The following is a 25,098-nucleotide window of genomic DNA, read 5'->3' as shown; positions in this document are numbered from 1 at the left end:
CACGTAAGCCCGCATTGAAGCCGTTTTTTGTGCTGTCTATGATCGAGGCGCAGCTGACGTGGCTGCCGTGCGGAGAACGTGATGACAGTATCCAGGTTGCTGTTTGCAGTTCGCCATATCTGCCTTCCCGCGTTGAGCGCCTGCGCGGCGCTCTCTGCCGGCCTCGCGCCCGCGGGCGCCGCCACCTTGCCCGACAAAACGCTCGTGTTCTGTTCCGAGGGCAGTCCCGCGGGCTTCGACACCGCGCAGTACACCACCAGCGTCGAGTTCAGCGCGGGCTCGTACACCGTCTATAACCGGTTGATCGAGTTCGCGCACGGCAGCACCGATATCGAGCCGGGCCTCGCCGAGAAGTGGGATGTGTCGCCCGACGGCCTGACCTACACGTTCCATCTGCGGCGCGGCGTGAAGTTTCAGACCACGCCGTTCTTCAAGCCGACCCGCGAATTCAACGCGGACGACGTCGTCTTCACCTATCAGCGGATGCTCGATCCCGAGCAGCCGTTCCGCAAGGCGTATCCGGTGCCGTTCCCGTATTTCTCCGATCTCGGGCTCGCCAGGAACATCACGAAGGTCGAGAAGCTCGATCCGTACACCGTGCGCTTCACGCTGAAGGAAGTCGATGCGCCGTTTTTGCAGCAGATCGCGATGCCGTTTGCGTCGATTCTCTCGGCCGAATATGGCGATCAGTTGTTGAAGGCGGGTAAGGCGTCGGACATCAACCAGTATCCGGTCGGCACCGGCCCGTTCATTTTCCGCAGCTATACGAAGGACGACTCGATCCGCTTCGACGGCAATCCCGATTACTGGAAACCTGGCGTCGTGAGAGTCAGCAAGCTGATATTCGCGATCACGGTGGACCCGGCGGTGCGTCTGCAAAAACTGAAACGCGGCGAATGCCAGGTAATGGCGTATCCGCGGCCCGCCGATATCCCGGCGGTGAAAGCCGACGCATCGCTCGCCATGCCGAGCCAGGTGGGCTTCAACCTGGGCTACATCGCCTACAACAACACCAAAAAGCCGCTCGACAATCTGCTGGTGCGCCGCGCGCTCGATATGTCGATCAACAAGAAAGCAATCATCGACTCGGTCTACCAGGGCGCCGGCCAGGCGGCGACCAACCCGATGCCGCCGACGCAATGGGGCTACGACAAGAATCTGAAGGACGCGCCTTACGACGTCGACAAAGCGAAAGCGCTGCTCAAACAGGCGGGCTATCCCGACGGCTTCGACCTGACGCTGTGGGCCATGCCGGTTCAGCGGCCGTACAACCCCAACGCGCGGCTGATGGCGGAAATGCTGCAGGCCGATTGGGCGAAGATCGGCGTGAAGGTGAAGATCGCCACCTACGAATGGGGCGAGTACATTCGCCGCGGCCACTCCGGCGAGCACGAAGCGATGCTGATCGGATGGACCGGCGACTACGGCGATCCCGACAACTGGCTCGGGGTTCTGCTCGGCTGCGATGCGGTCAACGGCAGCAATTTTTCCAAATGGTGCTACAAGCCTTACGACGACCTGATCAGAAAAGGCCGCGGCACGACCGATTTGGCCGAACGCACGAAGGCCTATACGGAAGCCCAGGAGGTCTTCAAGGACCAGGTGCCGTTCACGCCGATTGCCCACTCCACGGTCTATCAGCCGATCAGCAAGAACGTGACGGGCTTCAAGATCGACCCGTTCGGCCCGACGCAATTCATGAACGTCGGCCTGAAATGACCGCCCGCGGGCCGCTTTCTGTCGAGCCCGCCCTCTAAAGCCGCACGCTCCGGCCAGCGCCGGCGTGCGGCTACGCGTATGCCTCATTGGGTTTCCGATCGTCTACCCAGGAAATTTCGTCCGCTTGTTGCTGTGAGCCAAGCTCAAGTAATATCGCGCTACGCTGGCGACAGCCGGCCCCGAACCTGGAGGAAACATGAAGCAAAACAATCTGTTGCGCGCCGCGCGTGTTACGACGCTCGTCGCTGCCGCAGCGGCATCGATGCTAGGCGCAAGCGTTGCGCGCGCTGAGATTCCGAATAAAACCCTGGTTTACTGCTCAGAAGGCAGCCCTGCGGGTTTCGATCCAGCCCAATACACCACGGGCACCGATTTCACGGCTAACACGTTCACGGTCTACAACCGCCTCGTCGAATTCGAACGCGGCGGCACCAAGGTCGAACCCGGTCTCGCCGAAAAGTGGGATGTCTCGGCGGACGGCAAGACCTATACGTTCCATCTGCGCCACGGCGTGAAGTTCCAGACCACGTCGTTCTTCAAGCCCACGCGCGAATTCAATGCGGACGACGTCGTGTTCACGTTCCAGCGCATGCTGGATACGAACCAGCCGTTCCGCAAGGCGTACCCCGTGCAATTCCCGTACTTCACGGACATGGGCCTCGACAAGCTGATCACCAGCGTCGAGAAGGTCGATCCGTACACGGTCAAGTTCACGCTGAAGGAAGTCAACGCGCCGTTCATCCAGAACATGGCGATGGAATATGCGTCGATTCTCTCCAGCGAATACGGCGATCAGTTGCTGAAGGCCGGCAAGGCGGCCGACATCAACCAGTTCCCGGTCGGCACGGGCCCGTTCATCTTCCGCAGCTACACGAAAGACGCGACGATCCGCTTCGACGGCAATCCCGATTACTGGAAGCCGAACACCGTCAAGATCGCCAAGCTGATCTTCTCGATCACGCCGGACGCCGGCGTGCGCGTGCAGAAGATCAAGCGCGACGAATGCCAGGTGATGAGCTATCCGCGTCCCGCCGACATCGCGCCGCTGAAGGCCGAAGCGAACATTGCGATGCCGTCGCAGCCGGGCTTCAATCTCGGCTACCTCGCGTATAACGTGTCGCACAAGCCGGTGGACAAGGTCGAGGTGCGCCAGGCGCTCGACATGGCGATCAACAAGAAGGCGATCATCGACTCGGTGTATCAAGGCGCAGGCCAGGCCGCGACGAACCCGATGCCGCCGACTCAATGGTCGTATGACAAGAACCTGAAGGCCGCGTCGTTCGACACGGCGAAGGCCAAGGCCCTGCTCGCGAAGGCCGGCTATCCGAACGGCTTCGAGCTCACGCTGTGGGCGATGCCGGTGCAGCGCGCGTACAACCCGAACGCCCGCCTGATGGCGGAAATGATCCAGGCCGACTGGGCCAAGATCGGCGTGAAGGCGAAGATCGTCACGTATGAGTGGGGCGAGTACATCAAGCGCGCGCATGCGGGTGAAGACGACACGATGCTGATCGGCTGGACCGGCGACAATGGCGATCCGGACAACTGGCTCGGCACGCTGCTCGGCTGCGATGCGGTGAACGGCAACAACTTCTCGAAGTGGTGCCACAAGCCGTTCGACGATCTGATCCAGAAGGGCCGCGTCACGTCCGATCAGGGCGCGCGCACCACGGCTTACACGCAGGCGCAGCAGATCTTCGCGCAGCAACTGCCGTTCTCGCCGATCGCTCACTCGACCGTGTACCAGCCTGTCAGCAAGAAGGTGGTCGACATGCGCATCGAGCCGCTCGGTTATGCGCGCTTCGACGGCGTGAGCGTCAAGTAATAGAGTCAAGCCTACGCAGTAGCTTTTCGCACGGTTAGAAAACTGGTCGAAATGGTCCGGCGGCCGGGGTCACAAGCCCTCGTCGCCGGTTGCGTTTTTTCTTCATCAAGACCATAGGGACGAACCATGTTCCGCTTTGTTTTGCGCCGCATCGGCATGGTGATACCGACGTTCATCGGCATCACGATCCTTGCGTTCGCGCTGATTCACCTGATACCGGGCGATCCCATCGAAGTGATGATGGGCGAGCGCGGCGTCGATCCGGCCATGCATGCCGCCGCGATGCACCGGCTGGGGCTCGACGAGCCGCTGCCCATGCAATACATCCACTACATCGGCCGCGCGCTGCACGGCGATCTCGGCACCTCGATCATCACCAATACCAGCGTGATGGGCGAATTCCTCGCACGCTTTCCCGCCACCGTCGAACTGTCGATCTGCGCGATGCTGTTCGCGCTGATCGTCGGCTTGCCGGCGGGCGTGTTCGCGGCGTTGAGGCGCGGCACGGTGGTCGATCACGGCGTGATGGGTACGGCCCTGACCGGCTACTCGATGCCGATTTTCTGGTGGGGCTTGATCCTCATCATGGTGTTCTCGGTGAAGCTCGGCTGGACGCCGGTGTCGGGCCGCATCGCGGTCGAATACGACATTCCGCACGTGACCGGCTTCATGCTGATCGACGCAATGATGTCCACCGACGAAGGCGCGTTCAAATCCGCGCTGAGCCATCTGATCCTGCCCGCCATCGTGCTCGGCACGATTCCGCTGGCGGTGGTCGCGCGCATGACGCGCTCGTCGATGCTCGAAGTGCTGCGCGAGGACTACATCCGCACCGCGCGGGCGAAGGGCTTGCCGCCTGGGCGCGTGATCGTCGTGCATGCGTTGCGCAATGCGCTGATTCCGGTGGTGACGGTGATCGGCTTGCAGGTCGGCACGCTGCTCGCGGGCGCGGTGCTGACCGAGACACTGTTTTCGTGGCCGGGCATCGGCAAATGGCTGATCGACGCGATCGGCCGGCGCGATTATCCGGTGGTGCAGGGCGGTATCCTGATGATCGCTACGCTCGTGATCGTCGTGAACCTCGTCGTCGATCTGTTGTACGGCGTGTTGAACCCGCGCATTCGCCATACGAGGTAAAGAATATGAACCCCCACGCTCACTTGCGTTCGCTGCCCCTCAAGGGGGCGCATGCCTCCCTTGAGGCGGCTCGGCGGGAGGCATGACCATGGCAGACATTCAAAACACAGTCCCCACAGCGGTCACGCCGCCCAGCGGCCGCGCGATCGCGGCCCGCGAATTCTGGGCGAATTTCTCGCGCAACCGCGGCGCGGTCAGCGCCGGCATCGTCGTGCTGGTGCTGATTTTCGTCGCGATCTTCGCGCCCTTGATCGCGCCGCATAGCCCGATCGAACAATATCGCGACTTCGTCAAGATTCCGCCCGCATGGCTCGAAGGCGGCAACTGGAAGTTCATTCTCGGCACCGACGAAGCGGGCCGCGACATCCTCTCGCGCCTGATGTACGGCGCGCGTCTGTCGTTCTGGATCGGCTTCGTCTCGGTCGTGCTCGCGCTGATTCCGGGCGTGGTGCTCGGCCTGATCGCGGCGTTCTTCGAGAAGTGGGCCGATACGCCGATCATGCGCATCATGGACGTGCTGCTCGCGTTGCCCTCCCTGCTGCTGGCAGTCGCGGTGGTGGCGATCATCGGTCCGGGCCTCGTCAACACGATGCTGGCGATCGCGATCGTCGCGTTGCCGGGTTATGTGCGCCTGACGCGCGCTTCCGCGCAAGGCGAGTTGCAGAAGGAATACGTGACGGCTTCGCGCGTCGCGGGCGCCGGCACGCTGCGCCTGATGTTCTCGCAGGTGTTGCCGAACTGCACCGCGCCGCTGATCGTGCAGGCCACGCTCGGCTTTTCGTCGGCGATTCTCGATGCGGCCGCGCTCGGCTTCCTCGGTCTCGGCGTGCAGCCGCCTTCAGCGGAATGGGGCGCGATGCTCGCCTCGGCGCGCGATTACATCGACAGCGCCTGGTGGATCGTCACGATGCCGGGCCTCTCCATCCTGATTTCGGTGCTCGCGATCAATCTGCTCGGCGACGGGCTGCGCGACGCACTCGATCCCAAACTGAAACGGATGGCCTGAAATGGATAGTTTATTGACCATCCGCAATCTGGCGGTGAACTTCAACGGACTACCCGCGGTCGATCGAATCAATCTCGACGTCGCGCCGGGCGAAGTGGTCGGCGTGGTCGGCGAATCCGGCTCGGGCAAGAGCGTCACGATGATGGCGCTGATGGGCCTGATCGACGCGCCCGGCAAGGTCACCGCGGATGAGATCACCTTCAACGGCAAGAATCTGCTGACGGCGTCGGCGAAGGAACGCCGCAGGATCATCGGCAAGGACATCGCGATGGTGTTCCAGGACGCGCTCACCAGTCTGAATCCGAGCTACACGGTCGGCTATCAGATCAAGGAAGTGCTGAAGCTGCACGAAGGCTTGCGCGGCGACGCACTGCACAGGCGCGCGCTGGAACTGCTCGATCAGGTCGGCATTCCGGACGCGAGGAACCGCATCGGTTCGTTTCCGCATCAGATGTCGGGCGGCATGAACCAGCGCGTGATGATCGCCATGGCGATCGCCTGCAATCCCAAGCTGCTGATCGCCGACGAGCCGACCACCGCGCTCGACGTGACCATCCAGGCGCAGATCATGGAACTGCTGATGCGCCTGCAGAAGGAGCGCGGCATGGCGCTCGTGCTGATCTCGCACGACCTGGCGGTGGTGTCCGAGGTCGCGCAGCGCGTCGCGGTCATGTACGCTGGCGAAGTGATCGAGACCAACCGCGTGCCGGATATTTTCGCCGCGCCGCATCATCCGTACACGGAGGCGTTGCTGGCGGCGATTCCCGAGCACAACGTCGGCGCGGTGCGGCTCGCCGCCTTGCCGGGCATGGTGCCGGGGCGCGACGACCGGCCTAAGGGCTGTCTGTTCGCGCCGCGCTGCAAGTACGTGGTTGACGACTGCACCAAGGCGCGGCCCGCGCTCGCGCCGATGCAAGGTCACGCCGAAGTGGCGCGCGTGCGCTGCATCAAACCCCTGAACCTGAGCGGCGACGCCAACGTTCACACCCGTGGAGGCGCACGATGAACGCAGTACTCGAAACGCGGCGCCAGTCGGATCATGCGGGCGATCACGTGCTCGTCGCCGACAAGCTCGCGCGTTACTACACGGTCAAGCGCGGCATGTTCGCTCACGGCACGGTGAAGGCGCTCAACGGCGTCTCGTTCGCGCTCGAGCGCGGCAAGACGCTGGCGGTGGTCGGCGAATCCGGCTGCGGCAAGTCCACGCTCGCGCGTCAACTCACGATGATCGAGGCGCCCAGCGCCGGCCGTCTGCTGATCGACGGTGAAGATGTCGCGGGCGCCGATCGCGAGCGGATCGCCGCGCTGCGGCGGCGCGTGCAGATGGTGTTCCAGAATCCGTTTGCGTCGCTGAATCCGCGTAAAACCGTCGAGCAGACGCTCGGCGAGCCGCTCGCGATCAACACGCAACTGAGCGCCACCGAACGCGCCGAGCGGATCGCGCAGATGATGCGCACCGTCGGTCTGCGCCCCGAACATGCGAAGCGCTATCCGCATATGTTCTCCGGCGGCCAGCGGCAACGCGTGGCGATTGCGCGCGCGATGATTCTCGATCCGCAGATCGTGGTTGCCGATGAACCGGTGTCCGCGCTCGATGTGTCGATCCAGGCGCAGATTCTGAATCTGTTCATGGATTTGCAGGAGCAGTTCAAGACGAGCTATGTGTTCATCTCGCACAATCTCTCGGTGGTGGAGCATATCGCCGACGACGTGATGGTGATGTACTTCGGCGGCGTGGCGGAGCTCGGCGACAAGAAGCGGATTTTCTCGAAACCGCGCCATCCTTATACGCGTGCGTTGATGTCGGCCACGCCGTCGATCTTCGAGGCGGATCGCACCATCAAGATCAAGTTGCAGGGTGAGATGCCCTCGCCGCTGAATCCGCCGTCCGGCTGTACGTTCCATCTGCGCTGTCCTTACGTGATCGACCGTTGCCGCAGCGAGGAACCGAAGCTGCGCGAAGTGGATGGCCGTCAGGTCTCGTGTCACCGCGCCGAGGAGGTGGGGGACGTGGATGCCTGATGTGGTGGCGGCGCGTCGTCTTGCGCGCCGCTCGCGTGATGGCGGCCGTAGCGTCGCTTTTGCGCGGCGCTGGGGCGCGCGCGCACTGACCGGTGCCGCGCTCCTCGGCGTTTGTTCCATCTTTCATTTGAGCGCGGGGCCGATCGGCGTCGCGCATGCCGCGGGCGCCGCCGCCAATACGCCCGCTCAGGCCGGGCGCCCTTTATTGCCGGTGCCCAATCAGCCGGCGCCGCCGCGCGCCACCTTACCCGGCTTCAATCCGCCGCCCGCCACGTCGGGCACCACCGCGAGCGGCCCGGTGCGCACGCAGCCGGCACGCATGCCGTTCTACGTCGCGACGCGCGGCGCCACGACCCTCTACGTGCTCGGCACGCTGCACGTGGGCGATCCCGCCGACTACCCCGTCAAGCAGCCGTTCCGCCCGGCGATCATGGGCGCGCTGGCCGCCTCGCCGACGCTCGCGCTCGAACTCTCGCCCGATGAACTGCTAGTCTCGCAAGACGACGTATCGAAGTACGGCGTATGCCGGCGCGACTGTCTGCCCGGCTTGCTACCCGAACCGTTGTGGCACAAGCTCGCCTGGCGTCTGCGCGGCAATCGCGCCGCGCTGGATGAAATCAGGAAGATGCGGCCGTGGCTCGCTTCGTTGCTCGTCGAAACCTACGATTCGCTCAGCGCCGGTTTGCAAACCGAATACGGCACGGAAGCCCAGTTGCAGAACGTGTATCTCAAGACGCGCGGCAAGATCGTCGGCCTCGAGACCTTGCCGCAGCAGATGCGAGCGTTTACGAGCCTCACGCTCGCGCAGCAGCGCGAAATGCTGGCGCAGGATCTCGCGCAGACGCCGGCGGAAAACGTCGCGGACGTGCGGACCTTGCATCGCCTGTGGCGCGTGGGCGATGCCGATGCGATCGCCGCGTGGCAGGCCGCGAAGTCGGAGAAACTGGCGCGCGACAAGCGCATCTCCGATTCGATCGACAACAAGATCGTCTATGAGCGGAACCGGCGCTTCGTGTCGCGCATGCTGCTGATCGCCGCGCCCAACAAACCGGTGTTCGTGGCGATCGGCACACTGCATCTGGGCGGCCGCAAAGGTGTCCTGCAGCTTTTGCGGCAGCGCGGATTCGTGGTGGAGGCGGGGTGAGGTTTGTTTGTCCGTGGCATTCCCTCATGCTTGCGCCGCGCACGATGGTCGGTTCTCTCTGACTCCGTATAGCCCGTTCGGCCAGGTTAGGAACGGGCCTTCTCCCTGCCAGTCTGACGCTCACTTTCGCCGCGTACCGCTCGCAATCTTCCAGGACCGCCGAGTGCTCTGTACGTGTTATTGTGTATGTACAAACGTCAATACGGGTGCCGCGTGCGTGTCGAGTGGGATGAAGCCAAGAATCAGATCAACATTCGCAAGCATGGCATCGACTTCAGAGACGCCATCAACGTGTTCAATCATCCGGTGCTCACCGCATTGGATCAGCGCAACGACTACGGTGAGGACCGCTGGATCGCACCCGGTTGGATGGCGGCTATCGTAGGTGTGGTGGTGTACGTCGAGCGCGATATGGACGTGGTCCGCATCATCTCGGCGCGCAAGGCCACGAGACACGAAGTCACGCGTTACAAGCGCAGCATCTGGCATTGACGGGGCATCTTCGGCAATCGCCGAAAAACGAACACGGGCGGAAATGATGAGCAAACCAACAGGAACAGACTGGAAGCGACTCGCGAAGGCAGACGACGCACATATCGACACAAGCGACGTGCCCGAGTTGGGTGACGATTTTTTCGAGCAGGCGGAACTGCATCTGCCGCCGAAGCAGGCCGTCACCATGCGCCTCGATGCGGACGTACTGAGCTGGTTCAAGGAGCAGGGTGCGGGCTATCAGACGCGCATCAACAAGCTGTTGCGCGCCTATATGCTGGCGCATCAGCGGCGCGCCCTCAAGTAGGGGCGGCGCGCCCTTTCGCGAATGATTTGTGGAGGGCGCTGCTCTGGAGGACCTGCGCCGAAGCACCTGGCTCCGGCGCTGCCTGCGCCTTGTCAATTGCCCGCGCGGAGTTCCTCGGACACCTGCCTGACCACCGGCGCCCAGTCCCCCAGCGTCGTCTGCCGGAACAGTTTCATGCCGGGATACCACGGCGAATCGCTGCGCGCCTCGAGCCAACGCCAGTCGGAGTTGGCGGGCAGCAGCGTCCACACCGGCTTGCCGAGCGCCGCCGCGAGATGCGCGACGGCGGTGTCCACGGCAATCACCAGATCGAGATTCATGATGAGCGCGGCGGTGTCGTCGAAGTCATGCAGGTCGGCGGTGAAGTCGTGAGCGCGGAATGCCGCCGGCGCGTCGGCCAACTGCGCGTGCGCCGGGCCTTTTTGCAACGCGTGCCAGGCAACGTTCTTCAGCGAACTTAGCGCGCTCAGATCCGCCAGTTCGGCCGAGCGGTAGCGGTCGTTGCCGAACGTCGAACTGCCGGCCCACACGAGGCCTACTTTACGTTTCGATCTATCGCCCGCGTTGACCCGCTTGCGCCACGCCTTGGTCTTCGCTTTGTCGGCGAACAGGTACGGCACTTCAGCCGGAATGGCGGACAACTCCATGCCGATGCACGACGGTACGCTCATCATCGGCACCCAGAAATCGTATGGCTCTTCGGGTTGGCCACTGAACGCGCGGTGCACGCCCGGTGCGCGTTCGAGCAGCGGCAGCAGCGGCTCGCGCACGCGAATGTCGACAGTCGCGCCGAGTTGCTCGAGCACGCGCGCAAAGCGCAGGAACTGGAAGTGATCGCCGAAACCCTGTTCGCCGACGATCAGCAGACGACGCCCCTCGAGCGGCTCACCGCGCCATTCAGGCACGCCCGGAATCGCGATCGCTTCGTAGTCGCGCTTGCGCCAGCGCTGCGTGAATTCAGCCCAGCCTTGCTTGTAATCGCCTCGCTTGAGCAACAGCCATGCGAGATTCTGATGCGCATCCGCATGGTCGGGTGCGAGTTGCAGCGCCTGACGATAGAAGCCTTCTTCTTCATCGAGCCGGCCTTGCGCGCCGAGCGAACCGCCGAGGCACACCAGATTGGTGGGGTTGGGTTTGAACTCAACCGCGCGCCGGTAGTGCGATTCGGCGCCCGCATAGTCGCCGAGCTTGCCGATCAGGCTGCCGAGGTTGATATGCGCCTCGGCGTAATGCGGGCGCAGCGCCAGCGCCTGTTCGAAACTGGCGATGGCCGCTTCGCGGTCGCCGCGTGCGTTGTGCGCATTGCCCGCATTGAAGTGCGCTTCCGCCGACTCGGGGTCGAGCGACAAGGCGTCGCGATAGCACGCCAGAGCTTCGTCATAACGGGCGAGCTTGCTCAGCACCGTGCCGAGGTTCAGGTGCGCGTCGACCATGCCGGGGTTCGACGCCAGCGCCAGCCGGTATTGTTCGACCGCTTCGTCGAAGGAGCCTTGCGCTTGCAGCGCGACGCCGAAGTTGCTGCGAGCGTCGGCGAAGTCCGGCTGGATCTGCAACGCCTGGTCGTAGCAGATCATCGCTTCGTCGAGATGGCCGAGGGCGGCGGCCACGAGTCCGCGGTTGCTCCAGCATGCGGCGTCGGTGCGATCGAGCTTGAGCGCCTCGTTCATCAACCGGGCGGCGACCTCGTGATTGCCGCGCTGATGTTGCAGCACGCCGAAATAGTGCAGCGCGTCGACATGGGACGGATCGAGCGCGAGTGCTTCACGATAAAACGGTTCGGCGGCGTCGAGCTGACCGGTCTGGTGTGCCGCGAGCGCGGCTTCGATCAATGACGCGAGGTGGGAAGGCGATGACGCATCGGTGCGCACAGCGTCGGGGTGGGATTGACGTTCCATGAGAGACCTGCTGGAAGGCGCCGGCGGCGCGCGCTGCGCGCGCCGGTGCATGTGGATGGGAGACCGCCCGCCAGCTTATATTTCGGTCCATCCACAGACGATCGGACGCATCCTATTTCGGTTGTCTCTTTCGCATAGTAGGTCCCGCGACGAATCCCTTTCACCGGCGTGTCACAGAGAGATCCCGTGACACGCCGGTATTTCACGCATGCGACTACAAGAGCCCTACATGAACATCAGGAAATTCAACAGGAAGATATTCACGACCAGTAAGGTCAGCGCCGTGGGCACCTGCACCTTGATCACCGCATTCTTATCCGGTAGTTCGAGCAGCGCGGCCGGTACCATGTTGAAGTTCGCGGCCATCGGTGTCATCAGCGTGCCGCAGTAGCCTGAGAACATGCCGATTGCGACCATCACGGCCGGATTGCCGTGGAACACGCCCACCAGGATCGGCACGCCGACGCCGCCCGTCATCACCGGGAATGCGGCGAAGCCGTTGCCCATCACCATCGTGAAGAGCGCCATGCCGATGCAGTACACGGCCACCGCGACAAAGCGATAGTCGAGGCTGATGTAGGCCGTGGTCACGTGAGCGACCGCCTTGCCGACGCCGGCGTCCGAGAACACGAGGCCGAGCATGCCGAGCATCTGCGGCAGCACCGCCGCCCACGACAACGCATCGACGAGCCGGCGCGCTTCCTTCATCGACTGGCCGACGGTGTCGCGCGTCAGCACGCAGGCAATCGCGAGCGCGATCACGCAGCCGATGCCGAAGCCGATCAGCGTGACGTTCGCCTTCTCGATGAGCGGCAGGCCGCCGAAAACCAGATGGCTCGCCGACAGCGTGACGATCACGGTGATGACCGGAATCGTCAGCGCGGGCACGAACAGCTTGTTGCGCAGACGCGCGGCGCTCGCCTTGCGCGCTTCCAGCGACAGCGTTTTCGGCTTGGCCGCCGTCACGCCGCCGAAGCCGGCGATCAGCGCCATCACGATCACCGCCACGCCGACCACGGCGGGCGGCAGTTTGTCGCCGATCAGGAAAATCAGCGCGTAGAGAATCCAGAAACCGCCGGCGGTGAAGCGGCGCGGATGCTCCTTGTCCGTGACGATCATGCCGCCGATGATCAGCAGCACCACGCCCAGCAGCCAGAACAGATAGGTAATCGTGAGCGTCATGCTTTATCTCCCGCGGCCGTTTGCGTCGGCGTGATTGTGCTGCCGCTCGCGGCATTGCCGCGCAATTCGCGCTCGAGCTTGCGGTCGAGCAGATACAGGCGGAAACCGTGAATGAGGAACGCGCAGATCGCGGTCGGAATGCCCCAGACGGCGACGTGAATCGGCTCGACGATGATGCCCGCTTCCTTCAGGAAGGTCGTCATCAGCACGATCGCGCCGAACGCGACGAAAATGTCCTCGCCGAAGAAGAGGCCCACGTTGTCGGTCGCCGCGGAGAACGCGCGCAGTTTGAAACGCACCGCGTCGCTGATCTTGCCGAAGCGGGTTTCGGTCGCGCCTTCGGCCATCGGCGCGATCAGCGGACGCACCATCTGCGGATGACCGCCGAGACCGGTCAGGCCGACCGCCGCGGTGAGTTCGCGCACGAGCAGATAGACGATCAGCAGACGCCCGGCGGTGGCCGCCTTGATGCCGCCGATCCACGCTTGCGCGCGCTCGCGCAGGCCATGCCGTTCGAGCAGGCCGATGACCGCGAGCGGCAACAGAATGATCAACGGAATGTTGCGCGTCTTGATGAAGCCGGTGCCGATTTCGGCCAGGATCTTTTCAGGCGGGAAGTGCGCGGCGAGTCCGGTGATGATCGCGGCGACCGCCACGATCAGCATCGGATTGAACCGTAATAAAAAGCCGACGATGATGACGGCCACGCCAATGAGCGGCCATAGACTGACTGTTGTCTGCATCTGGATCTCCAAACAGGGTTTAACCTCGCCGCTTGTGGCGGCTAACGTGGGACGGCGCGTGGCGATCCATGCGTCGTCTTGTTGCCGCGGCTCTAGATGGCCGCGTTGCTTCGACTACACCTGCAGCCGTTTCCGCGTCGACTGAGCGACCGACAGCGGTTACGGCAATATGTCCCGCACCGGGCAGACGTGATGCACCTGGCTGCATCTGGCTGCACCTGGCAAACGCCCCGCGTGGAGCGGGGCGTTCAGGGCTTGGCAAGATGTGCTTCACTGCGTCTCGTGAGTGCCGGCCGGCGCGGGCTTCAGACGCTCGCGGCGCCGGCCGCGTGCACTTCGATACCGGCCTGTTCCAGCGCGCCGCGGATGCGCCGCGCGAAGGCCAGCGCATGCGGCCCGTCGCCGTGCAGGCAGATGGTTTGCGCGTTCAGCGGCACCCATTGCCCGTCGACGGCCCGCACGCGGCGCTCGCGCACCATCGCGAGCGTGCGTTCGAGCACCTCGTCCTCGTCGTCGAGCAGCGCGCCGGGCTCCTTGCGCGGCACCAGCGAGCCGTCGGCGCGATAGCCGCGATCGGCGAAGACTTCTTCGATCGCGGTCAGTCCCGCGTTGCGCGCGGCCGTCACGAGCCCGCTGCTGGCAAGCGCGAAGACGGCCACCGACGGATCGAAATCGTGCACGGCGGATACGATCGCGTCGGCGATCCGCGCGTCGCGCGCGGCCTGGTTGTACAGCGCGCCATGCGGCTTGACGTGCGCGATGCGCCCGCCTTCGGCCTGGGCGATCGCCGACAGCGCGCCGAGCTGGTAGAGCACGCCCGCATAGATTTCGTTGGCCGGCAGATCCATTTCCTTGCGGCCGAAATTTTCCGGATCGTTGAAGCTCGGGTGCGCGCCGATCGAGACGCCTTTTTGCACCGCCCAACGCACGCAATCGCGCATCGCATTGGCGCCGCCCGCATGCCAGCCGCACGCGATGTTCGCGGAACTGACGAGGTCGAGCAGCGCCTCGTCGGAGCCGCAGCCTTCGCCGAGGTCGGCGTTCAGATCGATTTCCATGGTGTTCCTCTACTCAGTGTCACAGCGCCGCGACAGCCAATTGGCGCGTGCAGCGTTCCTCGTGCATGGCGATCGCGGCGTCGATCTGCCGCAAATACGCGCGTTCTTCCAGTAGCGCCTGGCGCGCCTCGTAAGGCGTGGTCGGAATGAAGCGGACTGCCGCATTCAGGCGAACCTGGGCGAGCTTCCAGAGATCGGCCTGGATCACGGCGCCGATCTTCGGATAGCCGCCGGTGGTTTGCGCGTCGCTCATCAGCACGATCGGCTGGCCGTTCGGCGGCACCTGAATCGTGCCCGGCAGCACCGCGTGCGACAGCAGATCGGCTTTCTGCGTGCGCTTCAGTTCGGTGCCGGCAAGCCGGTAGCCCATGCGGTTGCTGTTCGGCGTGACGAGCCATTCATCGGACCAGAAGGATTCGTGGGCTTCCTCGGTGAAGCTCTCGTATTCCGGGCCGCGCAGCACGCGGATCGGCACGGCCCACGGCACCCCCGACGGATGACGGCCGCGCCGCAGCGGCTCGTGAACCAGCACGAACTTGCACCACGCGGGCGCCTTCACACCGAACTCCGGCGCCTCGGGCGAGAAGCCGGCGTGGCCGCGCGGCGGCGGCGCGCCGAGCGGCAGGCGGTCGCCGTCGCGCAACGCCCGGCCGCCGAGTCCGCCGAAATGGCCGGCGAGATCGGTGCTGCGCGAGCCGAGCATCGGCAATACATCGATGCCGCCGGCGATGCACACATAGCCGCGCATGCCGCGTCGCGCCGCGTTCAGCACCAGTTCCTGGCCGGCCCGCACCGGCAGGCTCCACCATGAATAGACGGGCTTGCCGTCGAGCGTCGCGCCGAATTCGGTGCCGGTGATGGCCACTCGCGTGGCGCGCAGAAAGCGCAGCACCGTCGGCCCGAAGGTGATTTCCAGACCGGCTGCGTCGGGCCGGTTGCCGACCAGCCGGTTGCCGACTTCGAGCGCCAGCCGGTCGAGCGCGCCCCCCATCGCGACACCGAGATGCCGGTAGCCGTGACGGCCGAGATCCTGAACCGTGGTCAACAGACCCGCGCGAATCACATCGATCATGCGTGTATCCCCGCGATGGTGAAGCGCACCCGGTCGCCCGGTTGCAGCAGCGTGGGCGGGCGGCGCGCCGGATCGAACAGCGGCGTTGCGGTGCGGCCGATCAGTTGCCAGCCGCCCGGCGAGGTGGCCGGATAAATGCCGGTTTGCTCACCGCCGATGCCGACGGAGCCGGCCGGCACTTCCAGCCGCGGCGACGCGCGGCGCGGCGTGTGCAGCGCTTCATCGAGTCCGCCCATATAGGCGAAGCCGGGCTGAAAGCCGAGAAAGAACACCACATACTCGCCGTCCGAGTGTCGCTGCACGACCTCGCGCGCGCTTAGGCCCGTGTGATTGGCGACCACCTGCAGATCGGGGCCGAACTCGCCGCCGTATTGCACGGGGATCTCGACTTCGCGGCCGATCGCGGGCGTGTCGCCGGCCGCGTTCCAGGCCGCTTGCAAATGGTTCACGAGCGCGTCGCGGTCCGCTTCGAGCGGATCGAACACGAGCGTCAGGTTGTTCATGCCCGGCACGACCTCCAGCACATGCGGCCAGTCGCGCGCGGCCTCGGCGGCCGCCCACACGCGACGCTGGCATGCCAGCGTCGCGGGCGGCGGCGCCTCGCAGACAAGCGCGGCATCGCCCAGCGGAAAGATTCTAGGTTGGCTCATTGCTTAACGGCCTTGGTCGAGTCGGCGGATTCGGCACAGCGAACCCTGTCAAACAGGTTAGGTAGCGGCACGCGATGTTTGGAGCGTACATTATCAATAAAATATCAACAATTTCTCAATAAGCATTTGTGCCAGGGCTCCCATGAATCGATCGCTCGTCGTACACTCGCGACACCTTCCCATCCTGTTCCCTGAGAATCTCCATGTCGCGCCATCCCACCAAGATCGTCTCTTCGGAACATCTCGTGTCTGAGACAAGCGCCGAACTGTCAGAGCTGGAATACGCGCTCATCATGGCGGGCAACGCATTCAACCGCTGGATGGTGCGCTGCATGTCCGCGGCCGGCGACAAGGACATGACCGCTATCGAAGTCTCGCTGCTGCACCACGTCAGCCACCGCGAGCGCCGCAAGAAACTGGCCGACATCTGCTTCGTGCTCAACATCGAGGACACGCACGTCGCCACCTACGCGTTGAAGAAGCTGGTAGCTAGAGGGTATGTAAAAAGCGAAAAGACCGGCAAGGAAGTGTTCTTCTCGGCCACCGATTCGGGCCGCGCGCTGTGTCTGAAATATCGCGAGGTGCGCGAGAGCTGCCTGATTTCCACGCTGAAGGAAAGCGGCCTGACCAACGAGCAGATCGGCGAGGCGGCGCAGTTGATGCGCAACGCGTCGGGTCTGTACGACACGGCCGCGCGGGCGGCGGCGTCTTTATAGCGGGGCTTGCGGGACTCGGGGCGGCGGTGCGCGATGCGGAGCACGCGTGGTTCACGCGTTCGATGCCGAGCGCCCGACGCTCAATCCGCCCGCTGCGGATAAAGACCTGCCTCGGTGACGATCAGGTCGAGCGGAATGTCGTGCTGCTCACGTTGCAGCGCTTGCGTGCGACACGCTTCATAGGCGATGCCCACCGTGACCGGCCGCTTTGCGCCCGGCCATGCGGCCAGCGTGCGATCGTAGTAGCCGCCGCCGTAGCCGAGCCGATAACCTTCGGCGTCGAAACCGACACACGGCACGAACAGCAATTCGGGAATCACCACTCGCCCCGAAGTTGGCTCGGCGATCCTGTGATGACCGATCTTCATCGGCGTATCAGGCGTCCACGCATGGAACTCGAGCGGCACGCCGCGCTCCTTGATGATCGGCAAACTCGCTTCGCGTGGTTCGCCTGCCGCGAGCCAGATCGACATGGCGGCGCGCGCGTCGAATTCGCCCGCGAGCGGCCAGTAGAACCCCACGCTGCTCACGCCGTAATGCTTCAGCGCATCGAGAATGCGCCGGCCGAGCGCGGCATTGTGCGCCGGCTCGGAAGCCGCTTGCAGCCTTGCTTCCAATAGCATTCGACGCAGCGCCTTTTTCGATTCCGCGTTGGGGTTGCATGCTATGCTTGGGTTCAATTCGCGCTCCAGAAACAACGATGTCAAAACGCCTTTACCGAGTATATCGCGCGGCCGGTCTGGCGCTCGCCGCAGCCGCACTCGTCGCGTGCAGCACGGCCTCAGCCGTCAAGCCCATTCCCCTTTCGCAACTCACGAGCGACGACCAGACCTTCGTCCAGCTTCGCGAGGCCGCGCGCAATAACGACGCGGCGCGCGCGGCGCAACTCGCCAGCCTGATCCCGAACTATCCGGCGCCTTCCTATCTGGAATACTTCCAGATCAAGCCGCAGTTGTTCGATTCGAGCGGCCACGCGCGGGTCGACGCGCCGGATGCGCCGGTGCTCGCGTTCCTGCAGAAGTACGACGGCGAGGCGATTGCCGACCGCATGCGCAACGACTACCTCACGGTGCTCGGCACGCGTCACGACTGGCGCAACTTCGACCAGCAATACGCGCGCTTCGTACTCAACGACGACACGCAGGTGAAGTGCTACGCGCTCGAATCGCGTGCGTCGCGTGGTGAAAACGTCGCCGAGGCGGCGCGTGCGCTGCTGGTCGATCCCAAATGGTACGGCGACGGCTGCGTCGATCTGATCACCGTGCTGGGCGTCAACAAGCAATTCAGCACCGACGATATCTGGCAGCAAATCCGTCTCGCGTACGAGCAGAACTACACGAACACGGGCAGCAAGCTCCTCGACGCGCTCGGCAACGACGCGCCCGACCCCGTGCTGTTCGGCCAGGCCACGAGCACGCCGCCGTTGCTGCTCGCGCGCGGCGTAGGCCCTGATCCGAAGTCGCATCAGCTGGCGCTGCTCGCGATCACACGCATGGCGCGCAACGACCCGGCCATGGCCGCGGCCACGTTCGCTTCGGTGGCGCCGTCGCTCAACTCGCCTGAACGCGCGATCGGCTGGGGCACCATTGCCTATCAGGCCGCCGCGAAGCAGATGCCGAGCGCGGTCGACTGGTACCGCTTGTCGGCCAATGCGCCGCTGTCGAACCCGGCCTACGAATGGCGCACCCGCACCGCGCTCCTCGCCGGCGACTGGACGATGGTGCGCTGGTCGATCGAGCAGATGCCGGCGGCGCTGCGCAATCAGCCGTCGTGGGTGTATTGGCATGCCCGCGCGCTGAAGCAGGCGGGCGACACGACCACGGCCAACCAGGAATTCGAGTCGATCTCGCAGGGCTTCAACTTCTACGGCCAACTGGCAGCCGAGGAACTCGGCCAGAAAATCAGCGTGCCCGCGAAAACCACCGTGAGCGACGCCGAAGTCCAGCAAGCCGGCAATACGCCGGGCTTCGACCTGGCGCAGCGTTTCTATGCGCTGAATCTGCGGCTCGAAGGCAATCGCGAATGGAACTGGCCGTTGCGCGGCATGAGCGACCGGCAACTGCTCGCCGCCGCCGAATACGCCCGCCGTATCCAGTTATATGACCGCACCGTCAACACGGCGGACCGCACGAAGAGCGAGCACGATTTCTCGCTGCGTTACCTGTCGCCGTTCCGCGATATCGTCGAGCGCGATTCGCAGTCGAACGGGCTGGATGTGGAATGGGCCTATGGGCTGATTCGCCAGGAGTCGCGCTTCATCATGAACGCGCGCTCGGAGGTCGGCGCGAGCGGTTTGATGCAGTTGATGCCGGGCACCGCGCAACTGGTCGCGAAGAAGATCGGCCTCGGCCCGATTTCGCGCGAGCAGATGAACGACATCAACACGAATATCCTGCTCGGCACGAACTACTTGTCGATGATCTACAATCAGTTCGACGGGTCCGCCGTGCTGGCTACGGCAGGGTATAACGCCGGGCCGGGCCGTCCGCGCAACTGGCGGCAGTCGCTGCAGCGTCCGGTCGAAGGCGCGATCTTCGCCGAGTCGATCCCGTTCCAGGAAACGCGCGACTACGTCAAGAACGTGTTGTCCAACACGGTCTACTACGCGGCATTGTTCGAAGGCCGTCCGCAATCGCTGAAGGCGCGTCTGGGTTATATCGCGCCGTAAGCGCCGTGCCGCCGCTGCGTCGATCGTGATGCGGCGGTGCGCCACGCCAGCCGTTGCCGCGGCTTCCACCAGGGAGTCGAAAATGCGACATCAAGCCATTGCGCTCATCGGCGGGTCCGGTTTTATCGGCAGCCATCTCGTCAACGCGCTCGTCGACGTGGGCAAGGACGTGCGCATCGCCACGCGGCGGCGCTACAACGCGCGTCATCTCACGCTGCTGCCCATCGACGTGATCGAAGCCGACGTGTTCGATCCGGTACAGCTCGCGCGCTTCGTCGAGGGCGCCGATTGTGTGATCAATCTGGTGGGCACGCTGAACGGCAAACGCGGCACGCCGTATGGCCGCGAGTTTGCGCGAATCCATGTCGAACTGCCGACCAGGATCGTCGCCGCCTGCGAGGGCAAAGGCGTGCATCGGCTGATTCATATCAGCGCGCTCGGCGCCGATTCGAACGGCCCGAGCATGTATTCGCGCTCCAAGGGGGATGGCGAGAAGGCGGTGCACGCGGCGAATCTCGCGTGGACGGTGTTCCGTCCGTCAGTCCTGTTCGGTCCCGAAGACCAGTTCCTCAACAAGTTCGCGTTCTTGCAGCGGACGTTCCCGGTGATTCCGCTCGCCATGCCGGACGCGAAGTTCCAGCCGGTCTATGTCGCCGACGTGGCGAAGGCGATCGTCAACGTGCTCGATCTCGACGCGGCCAGCGGCCATACTTATGAACTGGGCGGCCCGACCGTCTACTCGCTCGAGGAGCTCGTCAAATATTGCGGCGATGTGATCGGCCGGCATGCACGCATCATTCGTTTGCCGGAAGCATTGGCGCGCCTGCAAGCGCTGACGTTTGAAATGGCGCCCGGCGAACCGGTGATCTCGCGCGACAATCTCGATTCGATGAAAGTCGACAACGTGTTGAGCGGACCGCTCGCGCCCGAACTCGGCATCGAGCCGGCCAGCATCGAATCGATCGCGCCCGTGTATCTGACCGGCGCGTCGACGCGTTCGCGCTTCGACACGTTTCGCGCCAGCGCTGGACGGTGAGCCTCGTTGATCTCCAACCCTTCTATTCAAGTCAAGCATGAAGCTGATTATCGGTGACAAGAACTATTCGTCATGGTCGATGCGTCCGTGGCTGTTGCTCAAGCATTTCGGCATCCCGTTCGAGGAGGTGTTGATTCATTTGTACACGCCCGACACGAAGTCGGAGATTCTGGCGCACGCGCCGGCGAGTCCGGGCAAGGTGCCGACGCTGATCGACGAAGACGGTGCGGCCACGTGGGATTCGCTGGCGATCGCCGAGACGCTGGCCGAACGCTTTACGCAGCATGCGCTGTGGCCGCGCGATGCGGCGGCGCGCAGCCACGCGCGCAGCGTGAGCGCCGAGATGCACTCCGGTTTCGGCGAATTGCGCTCGAACATGTGGATGAACATTCGCGCGTCGTTTCCGGGCAGGAACGCCACGCCGGCCGTGCTGGCCGACATCGCGCGCATCGAGGCGATCTGGACCGGCTGCCTCGAGACCTACGGCGGGCCGTTCCTGTTCGGCGAGTTCAGCATTGCCGACGCCATGTACGCGCCGGTGGCGATGCGCTTCAATACGTGGCAGCCGCCGTTGTCCGAAGCCGCCTCGGCGTATGTGCGCCGAATCACGGACCTGCCCGCCGTGAAGGCCTGGATCGACGACGCACTGCGTGAAACGCACGCCATTCCTTATCAAGACGTATGCCCATGAACATTTACGCCGTGGGCGGCGCGATCCGCGACGAGTTGTTGGGCGTGCCGGTGCAGGATCGTGATTACGTGGTGGTCGGCGCGACGCCCGAGCAGATGGTGGCGCAGGGCTACCGTCCGGTGGGCAAGGATTTCCCGGTATTCCTGCATCCGCAGACGCACGAGGAGTACGCGCTGGCGCGCACGGAGCGCAAGACCGCGGCGGGCTACCGCGGCTTCCAGGTCTTTTACGCACCGGACGTCACGCTGGAAGAGGATCTCGCGCGCCGTGACTTGACGATCAACGCGATGGCGCGCGAGGTGCGCCCGGATGGGGCGTTGACCGGCCCGGTGATCGACCCGTTCAACGGACAGCGCGATTTGCAGGCGCGGCTCTTCCGTCATGTCAGCGAGGCGTTTCTCGAAGACCCCGTGCGCATTTTGCGGATTGCGCGGTTTGCGGCGCGGTTCGTCGATTTCACGGTCGCGCCGGAAACGCTGGCGCTGATGCGCAAGATGGTGGCCGAGGGCGAGGTGGATGCGCTGGTGGCCGAGCGCGTCTGGCAGGAAGTGTCGCGCGGCTTGATGGAGAAGAAGCCTTCGCGCATGTTCGAGGTGTTGCGCGAGTGCGGCGCATTGGCGCGCATTCTGCCGGAGATCGACGCGCTGTTCGGCGTGCCGCAGCGCGCCGACTATCATCCCGAGGTGGATACGGGCATGCATGTGATGATGGTGGTCGACCATGCCGCGCAGCAGGGCTATGCATTGACGGTTCGGTTTGCCGCGTCGACGCACGACCTCGGCAAGGCGACCACGCCGGCAGACGTGCTGCCGCGGCATATCGGGCATGAGGAGCGCAGCGTGGATCTGCTGAAGCCCTTATGCGAGCGGCTGCGCGTGCCGAACGAATGTCGGGATCTGGCGCTGCTGGTGGCTCGCGAGCACGGCAACATTCATCGCGTGATGGAGATGGGCGCTGCCGCGCTGGTGCGGTTGCTCGAACGCAGCGATGCGCTGCGCAAACCGGCGCGGTTCGCCGAGGCCTTGCAGGCCTGCGAGGCCGATGCGCGCGGGCGGCTCGGGTTTGAGATGCGCGAGTATCCGCAGGCCGAACGATTGCGGATTGCGCTTGTCGCTGCGCGAGGCGTGGATGCCGGTGCTGTTGCTATGCGGATGGCTGATGCGCCTGCTGGCATCAAGGATGCGGTGCATCGGGAGAGAGTTCGGGCTGTCGAGGCGGTGATGGGGGGGTGAGGTTTTTTTGCCCGTGCGGGGCTGGTTGGTTGTGGGGTTGTTTTGTTGGCCTTTCCTTGCTGGCTTAGTGGTCTATTAGCGTTGCCCCTGTGCGGGGCGGCACCTACTTTCTTTGCCGCCGCAAAGAAAGTAGGCAAAGAAAGCGGCTCACACCGCCAGCTTTGAAGCGGGTCTCTTGGCTTGGAGGGGATCGTGGTGCATCTGGAATCCGTGCTCTCGCACACTCCGCGTTCGTGACAAGGCAGTCATTCTTCCGGCGGCGCTGCGCGCGCCGTCGCGGTGCTTCGTCAAATCGCAGGCTGCTTCTGCGGTCAGCAGTACTTCTTCATGTCGTTAGCGCTGCATGCGCGAGTTGCCGCTCGACTGAACACCGTTGAATTGCTGCGCGCGTCGGTGCGCGATCGCACCGTTAGCGCGGCGCCGCGAGCCGCAACCGGCGCCCGGGAACCAGCGACACGTTCGAAACAGCCGCCCGTTTTCGGCGCCACGCCGAGGCGAAGCCGATGGCCCCCGCCGCGCCCAATGAAACCGCTGGTGTGCCGGTAAACCCTTCCGGCAAGCACGCAGTGCGAGGCGGGAAGTATGACGGCCTTGTCACAAGCGTCGAATGTGCAAGGGCACCGATTCCAGATGCACCACTGCCCCCTCCAAGCCAGGAGACCCGCTTCAAAGCTGGCGGTGTGAGCCGCTTTCTTTGCCTACTTTCTTTGCGGCGGCAAAGAAAGTAGGTGTGTAGTGGTCAAGCAAACCTGGACACCCCAAAGGCGAATTTTTAAAAAAGCGAAGCTTCGCACCGTGCCGGTGGCAGACCGCCTGCCGCCGAATGGATGCGCCTGTAGTTATAAAAGTTGTCGATGTAGGCCCCGATGTCGCGCTCGGCCTGCGCGTGATCCGGGTACCCTTTCTCGTCGATCCACTCGTTCTTCAGGCTTCTGAAGAACCGTTCAACCGGCGCGTTATCCCAGCAGTTTCCCTTTCTGCTCATACTCTGAATGATGCCGTTTGCCTTCAGTTCGTTCACGAAATGCGCGCTGGTGTACTGGGCGGATTCAACCGGTCGTCGCAACACCTTAAACTAAGGAGGTGTTGCCATGGTTCAAAGTGCAAAGCGGGTGTATCAGTTGACAGGGCGAGCAGCGATGTACTCACCGGGTGCGCCGTCGCTTGGAAATGAGGTCGAGCGTCGCTTTTGGCTACAGATCGGAACCGGCATTACAAGCGAGAAAGCAGCGGAGGCGGTCGGCGTGTCTCAGGCGGTAGGCTCGCGCTGGTTCCGCTATCGTGGCGGCATGCCACTATTCATGTCGAAACCTATCGCTGGTCGATACTTGTCGTTCGCTGAGCGAGAAGAGATAGCATTGCTTTCTATTCAAGACATCGGTGTACGCGAAATCGCCCGCCGCATCGGACGCAGTCCATCAACCGTTTCAAGAGAGCTTACCCGCAATGCGGCGACACGTGGTGGGTACCTCGAGTATCGTGCTTCGGTCGCGCAGTGGAAGGCGGAGCGGATCGCCAAACGACCAAAGCCGGCGAAGCTAACGAGTAATGCACGGCTGCTCCAATACGTACGGGAGCGTTTGGAGGGCAAGGTGCGTGACGCGGATGGCCGTGATATTGCAGGTCCCAGGCAGGCGCCCTTCAAGGGGCGCAATAAACCACATCGCGGGGACCGAAAGTGGGTCAACGGCTGGTCACCCGAGCAAATTGCTAATCGATTGAAGGCCGATTTCCCGGATGATGAATCTATGCGCATCTCTCACGAAGCCATTTATCAAGCCCTCTATATTCAAGGGCGCGGTGCACTCAAGCGGGAGCTGGTGGGTTGCCTTCGCACCGGGCGTGCCTTGCGCGTTCCCCGAGCGAGAGCGCGTGCCAAGGCATGGGCGCATGTCAGCGAGGAGGTGATGATTTCCAGCCGGCCTGCAGAGGTGCAAGATCGTGCTGTGCCGGGCCATTGGGAGGGAGATCTGATTATCGGTTTAAATCGATCAGCCATCGGCACGTTGGTGGAGAGATCAAGCCGCTTTACGATGCTCGTGCACTTGCCTCGCGAGAAAGGCTATGGGGTGATCCCACGCACGAAGAACGGGCCCGCGCTCGCCGGCTATGGAGCTGTCACGATGGCCAACGCACTCAAGAAGACTGTGGGGGACTTACCTGCTCAGTTGTGGCGATCACTGACATGGGATCGTGGCAAAGAGCTGGCCGATCACGCACGCTTTACTATTGAGTCGGGCGTGAAGAGTCGGGCGTGAAGGTCTTCTTCGCCGACCCGCACAGTCCATGGCAGCGTGGTACGAACGAAAACACCAATGGCCTTCTAAGACAGTACTTTCCAAAGGGCACGGACCTGTCCAGATGGAGTGTTCAAGAGCTCCAGGCAGTTGCTAACACGTTAAACGCAAGGCCCCGGAAAACGCTCGGCTGGAAGACGCCTGCGGAAACCCTGGACGCCTACCTAAAATCCGTTCAACATTCTAGTGTTGCGACGACCGGTTGA

21 protein-coding genes and 2 pseudogenes are annotated in these 25,098 nt (G+C 63.7%); 15 read left to right on the top strand and 8 right to left on the bottom strand.

The genetic code is table 11. The features are described 5' to 3' along the window. Nucleotides 1-81: 81 nt before the first annotated feature. The 9 genes from CUJ90_RS17230 (at nt 82) to CUJ90_RS17190 (ending at nt 9,652) form a co-directional block, all read left to right on the top strand. A complete protein-coding gene (locus CUJ90_RS17230; RefSeq protein ID WP_114163271.1) occupies nt 82-1,719 on the top strand; it encodes an ABC transporter substrate-binding protein in 1,638 nt (545 codons plus the stop codon). Nucleotides 1,720-1,915: 196 nt separating this feature from the next. Beyond that, nucleotides 1,916-3,544 (top strand): ABC transporter substrate-binding protein, encoded by a 1,629-nt coding sequence (locus tag CUJ90_RS17225; RefSeq protein ID WP_114163270.1) that lies wholly within the window; start codon nt 1,916-1,918, stop codon nt 3,542-3,544. 126 nt (nt 3,545-3,670) lie between these two features. Next, nucleotides 3,671-4,681, top strand: coding sequence for an ABC transporter permease subunit (locus CUJ90_RS17220; RefSeq protein WP_073427731.1), 1,011 nt, complete (start codon nt 3,671-3,673; stop codon nt 4,679-4,681). Between the two features lie 88 nt (nt 4,682-4,769). Then, complete coding sequence (locus CUJ90_RS17215) at nt 4,770-5,687, top strand: ABC transporter permease subunit (RefSeq protein ID WP_073427917.1); 918 nt, start codon at nt 4,770-4,772, stop codon at nt 5,685-5,687. Nucleotide 5,688: 1 nt separating this feature from the next. After that, nucleotides 5,689-6,693, top strand: coding sequence for an ABC transporter ATP-binding protein (locus CUJ90_RS17210; RefSeq protein ID WP_073427730.1), 1,005 nt, complete (start codon nt 5,689-5,691; stop codon nt 6,691-6,693). Next, complete coding sequence (locus CUJ90_RS17205; RefSeq protein ID WP_073427729.1) at nt 6,690-7,709, top strand: peptide ABC transporter ATP-binding protein; 1,020 nt, start codon at nt 6,690-6,692, stop codon at nt 7,707-7,709. The genes CUJ90_RS17210 and CUJ90_RS17205 overlap by 4 nt, the downstream gene beginning before the upstream one ends. Then, the gene (locus CUJ90_RS17200) at nt 7,702-8,853 is read left to right on the top strand and encodes a TraB/GumN family protein (RefSeq protein ID WP_114163269.1); all 1,152 of its coding nucleotides are present in this window, start codon (nt 7,702-7,704) and stop codon (nt 8,851-8,853) included. Before CUJ90_RS17205 ends, CUJ90_RS17200 begins: the two co-directional genes overlap by 8 nt. Nucleotides 8,854-9,039: 186 nt before the next feature. Beyond that, a complete protein-coding gene (locus CUJ90_RS17195; protein WP_208645226.1) occupies nt 9,040-9,345 on the top strand; it encodes a BrnT family toxin in 306 nt (101 codons plus the stop codon). Nucleotides 9,346-9,391: 46 nt separating this feature from the next. Then, nucleotides 9,392-9,652, top strand: coding sequence for a BrnA antitoxin family protein (locus tag CUJ90_RS17190; protein WP_073427915.1), 261 nt, complete (start codon nt 9,392-9,394; stop codon nt 9,650-9,652). A 92-nt stretch (nt 9,653-9,744) separates the two neighbouring features. On the opposite strand, the gene CUJ90_RS17185 is transcribed toward CUJ90_RS17190, so the two are convergent. The 6 genes from CUJ90_RS17185 to pxpB all read right to left on the bottom strand — a co-directional run bounded on the left by CUJ90_RS17185 (nt 9,745) and on the right by pxpB (nt 16,252). Further along, nucleotides 9,745-11,547: a tetratricopeptide repeat protein gene (locus CUJ90_RS17185; protein WP_114163588.1), complete on the bottom strand. Its 1,803-nt coding sequence runs from the start codon at nt 11,545-11,547 to the stop codon at nt 9,745-9,747. Nucleotides 11,548-11,772: 225 nt separating this feature from the next. Next, on the bottom strand, nt 11,773-12,729 hold the full coding sequence (locus tag CUJ90_RS17180; protein ID WP_073427726.1) for a DUF979 domain-containing protein: 957 nt from the start codon (nt 12,727-12,729) through the stop codon (nt 11,773-11,775). Beyond that, nucleotides 12,726-13,472 (bottom strand): DUF969 domain-containing protein, encoded by a 747-nt coding sequence (locus tag CUJ90_RS17175; protein WP_073427725.1) that lies wholly within the window; start codon nt 13,470-13,472, stop codon nt 12,726-12,728. The genes CUJ90_RS17180 and CUJ90_RS17175 overlap by 4 nt, the downstream gene beginning before the upstream one ends. Before the next feature lie 305 nt (nt 13,473-13,777). Further along, entirely contained in the window at nt 13,778-14,530 is a 753-nt protein-coding gene (gene pxpA, locus CUJ90_RS17170; protein WP_073427724.1) for a 5-oxoprolinase subunit PxpA, read from the bottom strand. 19 nt (nt 14,531-14,549) lie between these two features. Further along, nucleotides 14,550-15,602, bottom strand: coding sequence for a 5-oxoprolinase subunit C family protein (locus CUJ90_RS17165; RefSeq protein WP_114163268.1), 1,053 nt, complete (start codon nt 15,600-15,602; stop codon nt 14,550-14,552). Further along, a complete protein-coding gene (gene pxpB / locus CUJ90_RS17160) occupies nt 15,599-16,252 on the bottom strand; it encodes a 5-oxoprolinase subunit PxpB (RefSeq protein ID WP_114163267.1) in 654 nt (217 codons plus the stop codon). The genes CUJ90_RS17165 and pxpB overlap by 4 nt, the downstream gene beginning before the upstream one ends. A 203-nt stretch (nt 16,253-16,455) precedes the next feature. On the opposite strand from pxpB, the gene CUJ90_RS17155 reads away from it, so the two are divergent. After that, nucleotides 16,456-16,968: a winged helix DNA-binding protein gene (locus CUJ90_RS17155; protein ID WP_073427721.1), complete on the top strand. Its 513-nt coding sequence runs from the start codon at nt 16,456-16,458 to the stop codon at nt 16,966-16,968. Nucleotides 16,969-17,048: 80 nt separating this feature from the next. Here CUJ90_RS17155 and CUJ90_RS17150 read toward each other — a convergent pair whose 3' ends face one another. Next, a complete protein-coding gene (locus tag CUJ90_RS17150) occupies nt 17,049-17,591 on the bottom strand; it encodes a 5-formyltetrahydrofolate cyclo-ligase (RefSeq protein ID WP_244219935.1) in 543 nt (180 codons plus the stop codon). A gap of 77 nt (nt 17,592-17,668) precedes the next feature. On the opposite strand from CUJ90_RS17150, the gene CUJ90_RS17145 reads away from it, so the two are divergent. From CUJ90_RS17145 to CUJ90_RS17130, 4 genes are all read left to right on the top strand, one after another. Continuing rightward, entirely contained in the window at nt 17,669-19,636 is a 1,968-nt protein-coding gene (locus tag CUJ90_RS17145) for a lytic transglycosylase domain-containing protein (protein WP_114163266.1), read from the top strand. Between the two features lie 82 nt (nt 19,637-19,718). After that, nucleotides 19,719-20,672 (top strand): complex I NDUFA9 subunit family protein, encoded by a 954-nt coding sequence (locus CUJ90_RS17140; protein ID WP_114163265.1) that lies wholly within the window; start codon nt 19,719-19,721, stop codon nt 20,670-20,672. 37 nt (nt 20,673-20,709) lie between these two features. Then, complete coding sequence (locus CUJ90_RS17135) at nt 20,710-21,363, top strand: glutathione S-transferase family protein (RefSeq protein ID WP_114163264.1); 654 nt, start codon at nt 20,710-20,712, stop codon at nt 21,361-21,363. Next, nucleotides 21,360-22,595, top strand: a complete 1,236-nt coding sequence (locus CUJ90_RS17130) for a multifunctional CCA addition/repair protein (protein WP_114163263.1) — start codon at nt 21,360-21,362, stop codon at nt 22,593-22,595. The genes CUJ90_RS17135 and CUJ90_RS17130 overlap by 4 nt, the downstream gene beginning before the upstream one ends. 772 nt (nt 22,596-23,367) lie before the next feature. Here the strand turns inward: CUJ90_RS17130 and CUJ90_RS17125 are convergent. Continuing rightward, nucleotides 23,368-23,646, bottom strand: a pseudogene (locus CUJ90_RS17125) (integrase core domain-containing protein); the annotation flags it as partial. A 40-nt stretch (nt 23,647-23,686) separates the two neighbouring features. Between CUJ90_RS17125 and CUJ90_RS17120 the strand changes: the two are divergent. Then, nucleotides 23,687-25,098: pseudogene (locus tag CUJ90_RS17120) on the top strand (IS30 family transposase).

Source organism: Paraburkholderia terricola, assembly GCF_003330825.1.
In the GTDB taxonomy this organism is placed as follows: Bacteria; Pseudomonadota; Gammaproteobacteria; order Burkholderiales; family Burkholderiaceae; genus Paraburkholderia; species Paraburkholderia terricola.
The sequence above is the reverse complement of the archived record's forward strand: the minus strand, read 5'-3'. Positions and strand labels throughout refer to the sequence as shown.

Excerpts from the sequence above, each read along its gene's own strand:
- pxpA (WP_073427724.1), bottom strand. The coding sequence starts at position 14,530 with ATGGAAATCGATCTGAACGCCGACCTCGGCGAAGGCTGCGGCTCCGAC.
- CUJ90_RS17195 (WP_208645226.1), top strand. The coding sequence starts at position 9,040 with ATGTACAAACGTCAATACGGGTGCCGCGTGCGTGTCGAGTGGGATGAA.
- CUJ90_RS17230 (WP_114163271.1), top strand. The coding sequence starts at position 82 with ATGACAGTATCCAGGTTGCTGTTTGCAGTTCGCCATATCTGCCTTCCC.
- CUJ90_RS17210 (WP_073427730.1), top strand. The coding sequence starts at position 5,689 with ATGGATAGTTTATTGACCATCCGCAATCTGGCGGTGAACTTCAACGGA.
- CUJ90_RS17130 (WP_114163263.1), top strand. The coding sequence starts at position 21,360 with ATGAACATTTACGCCGTGGGCGGCGCGATCCGCGACGAGTTGTTGGGC.
- CUJ90_RS17165 (WP_114163268.1), bottom strand. The coding sequence starts at position 15,602 with ATGATCGATGTGATTCGCGCGGGTCTGTTGACCACGGTTCAGGATCTC.
- CUJ90_RS17145 (WP_114163266.1), top strand. The coding sequence starts at position 17,669 with ATGTCAAAACGCCTTTACCGAGTATATCGCGCGGCCGGTCTGGCGCTC.
- CUJ90_RS17225 (WP_114163270.1), top strand. The coding sequence starts at position 1,916 with ATGAAGCAAAACAATCTGTTGCGCGCCGCGCGTGTTACGACGCTCGTC.
- CUJ90_RS17185 (WP_114163588.1), bottom strand. The coding sequence starts at position 11,547 with ATGGAACGTCAATCCCACCCCGACGCTGTGCGCACCGATGCGTCATCG.
- pxpB (WP_114163267.1), bottom strand. The coding sequence starts at position 16,252 with ATGAGCCAACCTAGAATCTTTCCGCTGGGCGATGCCGCGCTTGTCTGC.
- CUJ90_RS17175 (WP_073427725.1), bottom strand. The coding sequence starts at position 13,472 with ATGCAGACAACAGTCAGTCTATGGCCGCTCATTGGCGTGGCCGTCATC.
- CUJ90_RS17190 (WP_073427915.1), top strand. The coding sequence starts at position 9,392 with ATGAGCAAACCAACAGGAACAGACTGGAAGCGACTCGCGAAGGCAGAC.
- CUJ90_RS17140 (WP_114163265.1), top strand. The coding sequence starts at position 19,719 with ATGCGACATCAAGCCATTGCGCTCATCGGCGGGTCCGGTTTTATCGGC.
- CUJ90_RS17215 (WP_073427917.1), top strand. The coding sequence starts at position 4,770 with ATGGCAGACATTCAAAACACAGTCCCCACAGCGGTCACGCCGCCCAGC.
- CUJ90_RS17150 (WP_244219935.1), bottom strand. The coding sequence starts at position 17,591 with ATGCTATTGGAAGCAAGGCTGCAAGCGGCTTCCGAGCCGGCGCACAAT.
- CUJ90_RS17220 (WP_073427731.1), top strand. The coding sequence starts at position 3,671 with ATGTTCCGCTTTGTTTTGCGCCGCATCGGCATGGTGATACCGACGTTC.
- CUJ90_RS17135 (WP_114163264.1), top strand. The coding sequence starts at position 20,710 with ATGAAGCTGATTATCGGTGACAAGAACTATTCGTCATGGTCGATGCGT.
- CUJ90_RS17205 (WP_073427729.1), top strand. The coding sequence starts at position 6,690 with ATGAACGCAGTACTCGAAACGCGGCGCCAGTCGGATCATGCGGGCGAT.
- CUJ90_RS17155 (WP_073427721.1), top strand. The coding sequence starts at position 16,456 with ATGTCGCGCCATCCCACCAAGATCGTCTCTTCGGAACATCTCGTGTCT.
- CUJ90_RS17180 (WP_073427726.1), bottom strand. The coding sequence starts at position 12,729 with ATGACGCTCACGATTACCTATCTGTTCTGGCTGCTGGGCGTGGTGCTG.
- CUJ90_RS17200 (WP_114163269.1), top strand. The coding sequence starts at position 7,702 with ATGCCTGATGTGGTGGCGGCGCGTCGTCTTGCGCGCCGCTCGCGTGAT.